Origin of the sequence: Oscillibacter sp., assembly GCF_040505565.1 — a bacterium.
In the GTDB taxonomy this organism is placed as follows: domain Bacteria; phylum Bacillota; class Clostridia; order Oscillospirales; family Oscillospiraceae; genus Oscillibacter.
Genome location: NZ_JBEUWZ010000001.1, coordinates 36,247 through 46,727, shown reverse-complemented (window position 1 = coordinate 46,727; position 10,481 = coordinate 36,247). Strand labels below are relative to the sequence as shown.

Annotated in this window: 12 protein-coding genes; 2 read left to right on the top strand and 10 right to left on the bottom strand. The window is 58.1% G+C overall.

The genetic code is table 11. The annotated features are described in order from the left end of the window. Positions 1-146: 146 nt before the first annotated feature. Genes ABWQ15_RS00220 through ABWQ15_RS00205 form a run of 4 tightly spaced genes read right to left on the bottom strand, consistent with a single transcriptional unit; the run spans position 147 to position 3,553 of the window. Positions 147-1,061 carry a GerMN domain-containing protein gene (locus tag ABWQ15_RS00220; protein ID WP_353906808.1) on the bottom strand — a complete coding sequence of 305 codons (915 nt, stop codon included), beginning with the start codon at positions 1,059-1,061 and terminating at the stop codon, positions 147-149. After that, complete coding sequence (locus tag ABWQ15_RS00215) at positions 1,058-2,455, bottom strand: sensor histidine kinase (protein ID WP_353906807.1); 1,398 nt, start codon at positions 2,453-2,455, stop codon at positions 1,058-1,060. Before ABWQ15_RS00215 ends, ABWQ15_RS00220 begins: the two co-directional genes overlap by 4 nt. Before the next feature lie 31 nt (positions 2,456-2,486). Beyond that, positions 2,487-3,164, bottom strand: coding sequence for a response regulator transcription factor (locus tag ABWQ15_RS00210; protein WP_353906806.1), 678 nt, complete (start codon positions 3,162-3,164; stop codon positions 2,487-2,489). 20 nt (positions 3,165-3,184) lie between these two features. Next, on the bottom strand, positions 3,185-3,553 hold the full coding sequence (locus ABWQ15_RS00205) for a ComEA family DNA-binding protein (protein ID WP_353906805.1): 369 nt from the start codon (positions 3,551-3,553) through the stop codon (positions 3,185-3,187). A 320-nt stretch (positions 3,554-3,873) separates the two neighbouring features. Between ABWQ15_RS00205 and ABWQ15_RS00200 the strand changes: the two genes are divergently transcribed. Continuing rightward, positions 3,874-5,241, top strand: a complete 1,368-nt coding sequence (locus ABWQ15_RS00200) for a D-alanyl-D-alanine carboxypeptidase family protein (protein WP_353906804.1) — start codon at positions 3,874-3,876, stop codon at positions 5,239-5,241. 50 nt (positions 5,242-5,291) lie between these two features. Here ABWQ15_RS00200 and ABWQ15_RS00195 read toward each other — a convergent pair whose 3' ends face one another. The 6 genes from ABWQ15_RS00195 to yedF form a co-directional block, all read right to left on the bottom strand. Next, positions 5,292-5,807, bottom strand: coding sequence for a nitroreductase family protein (locus tag ABWQ15_RS00195; RefSeq protein WP_353906803.1), 516 nt, complete (start codon positions 5,805-5,807; stop codon positions 5,292-5,294). A 103-nt stretch (positions 5,808-5,910) separates the two neighbouring features. Next, complete coding sequence (locus ABWQ15_RS00190) at positions 5,911-6,438, bottom strand: hypothetical protein (protein ID WP_353906802.1); 528 nt, start codon at positions 6,436-6,438, stop codon at positions 5,911-5,913. A gap of 323 nt (positions 6,439-6,761) precedes the next feature. After that, positions 6,762-6,941: a DUF6472 family protein gene (locus tag ABWQ15_RS00185; RefSeq protein ID WP_353906801.1), complete on the bottom strand. Its 180-nt coding sequence runs from the start codon at positions 6,939-6,941 to the stop codon at positions 6,762-6,764. A gap of 31 nt (positions 6,942-6,972) precedes the next feature. Further along, positions 6,973-7,209, bottom strand: a complete 237-nt coding sequence (locus ABWQ15_RS00180) for a putative Se/S carrier protein (protein ID WP_353906800.1) — start codon at positions 7,207-7,209, stop codon at positions 6,973-6,975. Further along, a complete protein-coding gene (locus ABWQ15_RS00175; RefSeq protein WP_353906799.1) occupies positions 7,209-8,348 on the bottom strand; it encodes an aminotransferase class V-fold PLP-dependent enzyme in 1,140 nt (379 codons plus the stop codon). Before ABWQ15_RS00175 ends, ABWQ15_RS00180 begins: the two co-directional genes overlap by 1 nt. Further along, positions 8,345-8,962 carry a sulfurtransferase-like selenium metabolism protein YedF gene (yedF, locus tag ABWQ15_RS00170; RefSeq protein WP_353906798.1) on the bottom strand — a complete coding sequence of 206 codons (618 nt, stop codon included), beginning with the start codon at positions 8,960-8,962 and terminating at the stop codon, positions 8,345-8,347. The genes ABWQ15_RS00175 and yedF overlap by 4 nt, the downstream gene beginning before the upstream one ends. A 243-nt stretch (positions 8,963-9,205) precedes the next feature. Here yedF and ABWQ15_RS00165 point away from each other — a divergent pair, with 243 nt between their 5' ends. Further along, on the top strand, positions 9,206-10,462 hold the full coding sequence (locus ABWQ15_RS00165; protein WP_353906797.1) for a diaminopimelate decarboxylase: 1,257 nt from the start codon (positions 9,206-9,208) through the stop codon (positions 10,460-10,462). The last annotated feature ends 19 nt before the right edge of the window (positions 10,463-10,481 follow it).

The window sequence follows — 10,481 nt, the reverse complement described above, 5'->3', positions numbered from 1 at the left end:
CCCTTTTTACCTTCTTTTTTACTTTTTTTGATATTTACTATCTTTTTCCCTTATAGTGGCAATCTAGGCTGGATGGTTTCTGCCCTCGCATAGGTCATATGAGAAGAGCATTCCCGATGCAAGATTGCACCGGGAATGCTCTTTCTTCAGTTTTCCCGTGGGTAAGTCTCTGCAATGGAAGCGGAGCCATAGTTGTCCGCCGGTTCGCCGTCCACCAGATACCGCACCTGCTGCACCGCGTCCAGGGACGTCAGGGACATCGCCAGCGCATCAAGCGCAGGCTGCAAATCTGTGTTTTCCGGCAGCGCAGGAAGAATCGCAGCGGATAGATTTACATAGCATACTCCATCGCTAAGCTGCGTGGTCAAAACCGTAAAGCCCTCCGGCAGAGCGGATGTCATCCCCCGCTCCTTCGGTCCTGCCTTAAGCGCATCCACCAAAGCGGAGAGTTGTGTATCTCCCTCATAGAGGTCCAGGCGTTCCTCCACGCCGGTCAGCACGCCCGCTTCGTTTAAAAACCACAGTTTCACGGGTACGGTGCTGACTACGTCCTCCATGCTGCTGAGCAACACATCCGTGTCAGTAAAATATTGCTTATCCCGATAGGCCAGTTCCTGTCCCCTGACTGTGACGGAGACGGAAGAGACCTCCGAAAGCTGCATCAGCGTCAACGTGATGCAGTAATCCGCAATCGTCAGCGAAATGCCGGACAGCGTACTGTACGGATACGAGAGATCCACCGTGACATGTCCGTCGATCAGCGCCGCGGAGATTAGCTGCGTGCCTGAGGGGAAGGGACTTTTCAGCGTCTCGCTCTGAGGTCCGGCCAACAGGGTCCCCATCAGTTTTTCCGCGGCAGCCTGGGTATTCAGCTTCTGAAGATCTTCCATCAGTACAGTTTCCGAAGCCACGGCGTCTCCTCCTGCGGAGTTCTCCAGATTTGAAGTCATGTAATATAGGTTATAGCTATCCGCATCCGCCGTCTGGGCCTGATGCGTCGCATAAACGCATCCCGACAGCAGCGCCACGGCACAAAGCGCCAAAAGCGCCCGGAGTCTCATTCCGCGTCGCCTCCTTCCGTCACCAGCGGCCAGTAAACAGTAAACTCCGCGCCGCCTTGCGGACGGTTGGCCGCCTCCACGATGCCGCCTCGGTTCCTCACTGTATCCTGCACGATGGAAAGTCCCAGACCCGTGCCGCCCGCGGCCCGGGAACGGGCCTTATCCACCCGGTAAAAACGCTGGAAAATGCGGGGCAGGTCCTCTTCTGGAATACCTACGCCGTCATCGGCTACCTTCAGAACAGCCTGTCCCTTCTCCCGCCGTAACGACACCCATACCTGCCCGCCGTCGTGTGAGTACTTGACTGCGTTATCCACCAAGTTGTAAACGACCTGATGGAGCTCATCCTTCGTCGCAAGAACCCGGCAGGACTCCGCCGCGTCGCAGTGCAGCGCAACCCGCCGCTCCTCCGCCACCAGATCCATCATCCGCAGCACCTGCTCCAGCACCGGCCCCATGTCCACCTCCGACGGCGGCGCGGACACACCGCTATCCAGCCGGGTCAGGCGAAGCAGGTCCTCGCTGATGCGGCTGAGGCGGTCCGCCTCCTGTCCAATGTCCGCCACGAACTCCCGTGCAGTGGCAGGATCAATGTCCTCCGTCTGCAGTATGGAGTCTGTCAGCAGGCGGATAGCCGCCAGCGGCGTTTTCAGCTCGTGAGACGCGTCGGAGACAAAGCGCCGCCGGACATCCTCCGTGGTCTGAAGACGGTCCGTGAGGCGGTTGAACTCATAGCCGATCTGCGCGATCTCGTCATGACCCCGGACCACGGCCCGATGGCTGTATGCGCCCTCCCGTACCTGCCGAATGGCGGAGAGCAGTTCGCTGATCTTCCCCGTCAGAGCCCGGGACAGCACAAAGGACACCATCAGCACCATGGCGCTGACAATGATGGACAAGTTTCGGATATTGCTTTGGAAGCCCCGCAGCAGCGCCGCCTGCCCCACATCGTACTCATAGGCGTATACCGCGCCGATAATGCGGTTTTGATACAGCACCGGTGAGGCCGCCCGGCTCCGGAACGCGCCGCTTCGGTAGCTGCATGTAAACGCATCGTTGCCTAAAAGTGCCTGCACCACCTCGGTATACAGTGCGTAGTCCCCCACGGCGCCGTCAGTCTCCCGGGTATCATAGAGCACCTTCCCCGCCGCATCGGTGACTAGGATACGGCTCATATCGGTAGACTCCACCAGCGTCATGGCGGCGGAGACGTTTTCCTCCGTCAGGCTCTCCAAATTTGCCAGAGACGACACCAGCACCGACACGCTGTTCTCCATGGTGGCAGCCTTGGAACGAAAGACCAGGTCCTCCGACACGATCAATGGGTAGGTGTTCAGCAGCACCAGCACCGCCGCAATCAGCAGAATGTAGCTCAGCCCGAATTTCAGCTGCAAGCTGTTTCGGACCAGAGGTTCCTCTTTTGCTTCAGCCTTTGAAATAGTAGCCCACTCCCCACTTTGTCAGGATATACTCCGGTTCCGCCGGATTCTTTTCTAATTTTTCCCGCAGGCGGCGGATGTGGACATCCACCGTCCGATAATCTCCGCCGTAGGAATACCCCCAGACCACGTTCATCAGATTCTCCCGGCTGTAGACCCGCCGGGGATTGCGCATCAAAAGCTCGACCAGATCATATTCCTTCGCCGTCAGATCCACCGTTTCCCCGTCCCGGACGGCCACCCGCTGCTCCGTATCCAGCGTCAGGTCTCCTGCTGTGAGCATAGCGCCCCGGGCCCGCTGAGTCCCGCCGGCCCGGCGCAGCAGCGCCCGGACACGGGCCTTCAGCTCCAGAATGTTGAACGGCTTCGTCAGATAGTCGTCCGCCCCGGACTCAAAGCCCATCAGCTTGTCCGAGTCCTCACTCTTCGCCGTCAGCATGATGACGGGAACGTTGGAAAACTCCCGGATGCGCATACACGCCTCGATCCCATCCAGCTCGGGCATCATCACATCTAAAATAATGAGATTGAAGCGGTTGCTCCGGGCCAGCTCCACGGCGGTGGCTCCGTCATAGGCGCACTCCACCTCATAGCCCTCGTTCTCCAGATTAAACTTCATGCCCTTGACCAAGAGCTTCTCGTCGTCCACTACTAAAATCTTCAAAACGCGTTCTCCTTTTTCCTTTATCCAACGCTCACATAATCCCGCAGCGCATCCAGCTTTCCCTCGCCGATCCCGCCGACGTTCACCAGATCATTCACAGAGGCAAAGTCTCCGTTGTCCTCCCGGTACTTTACAATGCGCTCCGCGAGCTTCTCACCGATACCCGGCAGGGTAGCCAGCTCCTCCACCCCGGCGGTATTGATGTCCATCGGCGTCACATCCGGCGTCAATTCCGAAGATGCAGCGGCCCGCTCCGTCTCTACCGCGTAATTTCCCGCAGCCCCGCCGGCCCGGACATGAAACAGCAGGACCAGCATCAGACAGAGAAAAGCCGCTGTCAGAATTAGCAGAATTTTCTCCGTTTTTGTCGGTCGGATTTGTCTTTCCACGGTTGAACTCCCCCGAAAAATTTGTTATACTGAAATAGCATGCAGAATAACGGGCCTCCTGTCAAATGGCAGCCGCACCCTCACCGTTTCTTCCGGATATAGCCGCCTCCAGGTCGGCAAAGTGGCCATAATAGCTCAAAGCCGCCCTGCGGCCGTACGCAGGTGCGAAACACCGCTGCGGGGTATGTAAAATTCAAATTTGTATAAGAGCCGTTCTGTGGCTATTATACCACAGGCGCGGAGCGCTGTTGTGGTATATATGTCTAAATTGGGTAATGACTGTCCTGCGGTCATTATACCACAGGTTATTGGAGATTGTCATGAAAATCAAACGCTTTTTCTCTGCATTTTTGCTCCTGCTCACAGTGGTGAGCTTTTCCGCTGTCCCTGCGGCGGCGGTCGGAGAGGTCACGCCGGTACCGGACCCCAACATTCAGGCCAAGGCCGCGCTGCTGGTGGACAAGGACACCGGCACCATCCTTTATGGAAAGAATGAGCATGATGAGTTGTATCCCGCCAGTCTGACGAAGATCATGACCGCGCTGCTGACGTTGGAGGCCGTGGATCAGGGAAAGCTGACGCTGGATCAGCAGCTCACCGCCTCTTCCTCTGCGCTGAACGGCCTTGCCTCCGACGGCAGCTCCGCCGGCATTCAGGTAGGCGAGACCATGTCTGTGGAAAGTTTTCTCAAGTGCATGCTGGTGGTTTCCGCCAACGAGGCCTGCGACGTGCTGGCCGAGGCGGTCAGCGGCAGTGTGAGTTCTTTTGTGGACGCCATGAACGCCAAGGCCAAGGAGCTTGGCTGCGAGGACACCCACTTTGCCAATCCCAACGGTCTGCATGACTCTCAGCACTATACCTCCGCATGGGACTTGTACCTCATTACAACGGCAGCACTGAAATATCCTGAATTCATGACCATCTGCGACATGGGCGTGGCAGAGATTCCCGCCACCAACCTCTCCGATACCCGCCGTCTCCACACGACCAACTACCTGCTCTCCAACTGGCGGGCCAACGGCTATCTCTATTCCAATGCCCACGGCGTCAAAACCGGCTCCACCAGCGAGGCGGGACACTGCCTTGTCTCCACGGCCACACAGGGCAGCCGAACCTTGATCAGCGTGGTGCTGGGCGCGGAGCGCGTCGTGGGAGCCGACGGAGTGGCGGATGTACAGAGCTTTTCCGAGACAAAGCGCCTGTTCCAGTGGGGCTTTGCAAACTTCTCCACACAAAAGGTTCTCTCGGATTTGGATATGCTGGCGGATGTACCGGTGTCGCTCAGCAAGATCGACAGTGTGGCGGTCCACCCCGCCTCTGAGGTGGATCTGGTCCTGCCCAACGACGTGAAGCCGGAGGACCTTGACCGAAAGCTGGTTCTGCCGGAGAGCGTGAACGCCCCTGTCACCGCCGGACAGGAGCTGGGCTCCGTGGAACTGTCCCACAACGGTACGGTATACACCTCCGTGCCGCTGGTGGCATTGAACGATGTGGCGGCCTCCAAGCTCCTGACATTCTGGTACAACGTCCAGCAGTTTTTCAGCCGCACGATCGTAAAGGTGGCACTGGTCGTCATAGGCGTTCTGATTGTTGCGGGAGTCGGCTGGAAGCTGACTTTGGGTCGCCGTCACTACCGGTACGGGAAACCCACCCACCACTCCCGGGGATACCACGGGCGGCGCAGATAAAAGCATTTAAAAAGGCATCCCCGCGGAACGCTCCGCGGGGATGCTTCACTTTATAGAACCGAGACGAACTCCTCCATAGGCTTGCGGTCCTCGTGAATGCGAGCGGGGTGGGCTCCCTCCGCGGGATAGCCGATGGGCAGCATGGCGATTGGGGTGCAGCCCTCCATCTCCGGGAACTGAGCCAGCAGCGCCTGCGGATCGAAATTCCCCACATAGGTGGTACCAAGGCCCAGATCCGCCGCCTGGAGCATCATCTGGGTCACCGCAATGGCAGCATCGATCTCACCATAATTTTTGTTGTCGAATCCATCCCGGACCCAGGCTTCTTCCGCCTTATAAGCCACTACCAGCATCAACGGCGGATGGAAGTGGTAGGCTGAGCAGGTATCCGCCTTTTCCATCGCCTCCGCACTTTTCAGAACAAAAATGCGCTGGGGCTGGTTGTTGTGGGCGGTGGGAGCGCAGCGGGCAGCCTCCAGCACCAGGTCCAGCTTCTCCTGCTCCACAGGGCGGTCACTGAACTTTCGCAGGGAATAGCGGGCTTTTTCCAGTTGAGTAAAATCCATGTTAGGTTCCTCTCTTTCGTATAGATACCTTTTGCATTTTATGATGATTTTAACACGCCGTCTCTTTCCGCACAACCGCACAACCGCAAAATTCCATACAATTTTACCAGGGACGGGTCCCATCCCTGTGACAGGTCCCCGCGCAGGCGGGTACCATGCCCTTTTGATCGTGGAGCTCGACGAATTTCAGGGAATACAGATCACAAGTGATATACCGGTCCAAATCCGGCTGAGAGATAATCAGGTAGTCGGTGCCCACGGAATGCAAAAATCCCTCCCAGGACACCAGGCCCTGCGTACCAATAAAAAACCATGCCACGATGTAATGCCCGACATTTCGGTTCAGCAGCGCCTTTATGGAACCCTCATACGCCCCCTGACCGTTCAAAGGGGCCTCCGGAATCAGCTGAAGCGTAATAGTCCGGGGAAGATCGGCGCTTCGCTGTGCCGGTAGGGTCACCTGCGGCGTAGCGGCGGGCCATGTGGGCGTTTCGCAAATAAGCATAGATGTCGGACGGCTCTGAACTGCCGGAGTGGCCAGCCCGCTATGCATTTCGTCTGGAGCGGCAGCACTCCCATTGGATGCGTGGGACTGAGCGGCAGCAAATGCGCCGACATAGGCTTGATTCATAATGTCCTCCTTATTCCGCAGCGGGCAGTCCGATATAAATGCACCGGTCTTCTTTTCCGCCGCGACAGTTGATTTTTTCCGGCCTCGCGCTCAATATGGCGAACCGGCCTGGCTATCTAAATGTGCTTACTTCTGTCGCAGGGGACTGCTGGCCGCGATTCCCCGGAACCGAAGATGTGCGGGTTTTCCTGGTCCTACCCGTCCTTGAACCAGTATATGCCCTTTCAAATCCAAACGTCCGCCCGGACCCGCGTCTGAAACGCAGTGAGTCGGAGAGGTCTCACGGACCTCTCCGACTCACTGATGATTTATGACCTTTTGGCTTACTGCCGTCGGGCGGTTTCATAGTCGCCACCCCGGCGATAAAACGGACAGGCGCGGGCATCGGCACGCAAAAAGCGCTCCATCTCGTCCTCGTCCAGGTCCATGTTGCAGAAGTTGGCGTCCGTCTCCTCGTCATAGTCAAAATGGACGCACTCGCCGCAATTCCCTGCGATATCCATATTCGCTCCTTATTACTGCGCAGCAAGCTTCTCACCGCGGCATGGCCATGTCGTATATACCGTCAATCTGAATTTTCCGCCGGACCACCAGTTCTTCCAGAACCTCCCGGCTGTCCTTCGGGGCCATCCAGCACATACCGCACCCTGCGGTGACACTGCGGGGCACCGGGATCAGCCGTCCCGGTCGGGCCTCGGCGCGGCAGGCCTTTTCCATGGCCATGGCCCCCGCAGTGGTGGGAAACGTCACAATGCAGACCGTTTCCTCCATCACAGTTCCTCCGCCAGCGTTTTCACGGCGGCGGCAGCCTCGTCCGTCTCCGCCTCCGTGTTGAAGTACCCAAAGGAAAACCGCACCGCGCCCTGTTCTTCCGTCCCAAGCGCACTATGAAGTCTTGGCGCGCAATGGGCGCCCGGGCGGGTGGCAATGTGAAACCGGTGCTCCAGCTCGTCGGAGACCATGGCGCTGTCTCTCTGCCCCAGATTCAGGGTCACAATGGGCGCACGGATCTCCGCCGAAAAATCGCCGTATACCGTTACACCGGGAAGCTGTTTTACATTTCCGTAAAACCGGCGGGCCAGAGAGCAGTCGTGGGCACGGACACGGTCCATTCCCGCCTCGTTCAGCCAGTCCAGCGCAGCATTCAGTCCCGCGATGCCATGGCCGTTTAGAGTCCCGGCCTCCATGCGGGTGGGATACTCCATGGGCTGGGTCTCCGAAAAGCTCTGCACGCCGGTGCCGCCCACCTTAAAGGGCCGGAGCTCCACGTCCGCGCCCACGCACAGTCCGCCGGTCCCCTGCGGGCCGTATAGACTCTTGTGCCCGGTGAAGCACACCACGCCAATATCCTGTGCCGCCATGTCAATGGGCAGCACCCCTGCCGTCTGGGATGCGTCCAGAACGAATACCAGAGCGTGGGCGCGGCAGAAATCTCCCACCCGGACAAGATCCGTAACGTCGCCGGTGAGGTTGGAGGCATGGGTACAGACCACGCCTTTGGTGTTAGGCCTCAGCAGTTTTTCAAAATTCGCATAATCAATCTGCCCCTGCCGGTCAGCGGGGACAAAATCCACTTCCCCGCCCTGCGCCCGCAGTCGGTACAGCGGCCGGAGGACAGAGTTGTGCTCCCGGTCCGTGGAGATCACGTGGTCGCCAGGGCCGAACAGACCCGTGATGGCCGCGTTCAGCGCCTCCGTGGAGTTTTGGGCAAAGCACACCCGTTCCGGCCTGTCGCAGCCGAACAGCACCGCCAGCTTTTCCCGGGCGTCGTAAACCGTCCGTGCAGCGGTCAGAGCCTCGTCGTGGGCTCCCCGACCGCTGTTGCCAAAACCCTCCAGCGCGGCCAGAATAGCCTGTCCCACCACAGGAGGCTTGGGCCGGGTGGTGGCGGCGTTATCCAGATAGATCACGGCTTGACCACTTTTCCGGCCTTGGCCAGCGTCTCCACGATCTCATACATATTGGTAACGCTGCCCACCGCCAATTGGTCCGTCAGCCCATAAAAATTCAGGCAGGTGCCGCAGGTGCGGATTTCCACACCCTTGTCCGCCAAGTTCTTCAGATCCTCCAGTGAGGTGGACCCACTGCAGGTCAAGTGCGCGCCGCCGTTATAAAACAGAATGGTTTTGGGAAGACTGGGGAGCTGACTCACCGCAAACAAAAAGCCCTTCAGCAGTGTTTTCCCAAGCTCGTCGCTGCCCCGGCCCATGGCGTCGGTGTCCACCGCCACCACAAAATCACCGGAGGCGGGCAGGTCACAGGCATAGTCCGCCGCGTTCAGCTCGACGGGGCTCACTGGGCCGGTTACGTCAATCACCACGGCGCGGACGCCGTTTCCCCGCTCCTCCGCCTTCGCGGCGAAGTGGTGTCCCGCCGCCATACGGCTCAGGTTCTGAACCGCAGGGTCGTTGTCCACCAAAACTTCCAGTGTCCCGGCCTCTTTCATGGCCTGCATGGCCTTTGTAGCTTTGACCACAGGGATGGGGCAGGCCTCTCCCACTGCGTTGACCGTTATCTTTTCCATATGACCGCTCCTTTCGCCCATTTGGGGCCGCTCTTTTTATCCTTCATTGTAGGCGAACGGAGGGGGAATTTCAACCGTTGATTTCGATATATGGATTAACTTTCATAGAATAAAACGATGTGCGTATGAAATTTATCACATTCGTCATATTTCGCGTTTTTCCTTGACATTCCAGCTATATCCGCATTAAAATAGAAACGTTCTTAGAAGGAACGGACTTGAATTAAATTGTGAGGTTTCCCAATGAAAAAGCCCTTTGTGACAAAAGACCAGCTGGACGCCATCGCGGCCCAGTACCCCACACCTTTCCACATCTATGATGAAAAGGGTATCCGGGAAAACGCCCGGCGGCTGAAAGCCGCTTTCGCATGGAACCGCGGCTTCCGGGAGTATTTCGCCGTGAAGGCCACTCCCACCCCCGCGATTCTGAAGCTCCTCCATGAGGAGGGCTGCGGCTGCGACTGTTCCTCTTTTACGGAGCTGCTGATGTCCGACAAATGTGGCATCCGGGGCGAAGAAATTATGTTTTCCTCCAACAACACCCCCGCCGAGGAATACAGATTGGCGGATAAACTGGGAGCCATTATCAATCTGGATGATATCACCCATGTGGAATTTCTGGAGCAGTCCATCGGCCATATTCCCGAAAAGGTCTGCTGCCGGTACAATCCCGGCGGCATGTTTACTCTGGGCGAGACCCGGGAGGGGTTTCAGGTGATGGATAACCCCGGCGACGCGAAGTACGGCATGACCCGCGCCCAGATCGCCGAGGCCTATAAGCTGCTGCGCGCCAAGGGCGCCAGAGAGTTCGGGCTCCACGCGTTCCTGGCCTCCAACACACTTTCCAACGAATACTTTCCGGCTCTCGCCAAGGTTCTGTTTCAACTGGCGGTAGAGCTAAAAGAGGAGACGGGCTGCCACATCACGTTTATTGATCTCTCCGGCGGCGTGGGCATTCCCTATCTTCCGGACGCGCCGGAAAACGACATTGCCGCCATCGGTGAGGGCGTGCGAAAGGTCTATGAAGAGGTGTTGGTCCCCGCCGGGATGGGCGACGTGGCTCTTTGTTCCGAGCTGGGCCGGTTCATGCTGGCCCCATACGGCCATTTGATTACCCGGGCCGTCCACGAAAAGCATATTTATAAGGAATATGTCGGTGTGGACGCCTGCGCCTGCAACCTGATGCGCCCCGCCATGTATGGGTCCTATCACCATATCAGCATCTCCGGCAAGGAGGACGCCCCCTGCGACCACAAGTACGACGTTGTGGGCGGCCTGTGCGAAAACAACGACAAGTTCGCCATTGACCGGATGCTGCCCAAGATCGACCGGGGCGACCTGCTGGTTATCCACGATACCGGCGCCCACGGCTTCTCCATGGGATACAACTACAACGGAAAGCTCCGCTCTGCCGAGCTTCTTCTGCGGGAGGACGGCTCCACAGAGCTGATCCGCCGTGCGGAAACCGTTGAAGACTATTTCTCCACCTTGGTGTGGTAAGGACACAAAAAGCCGCGGG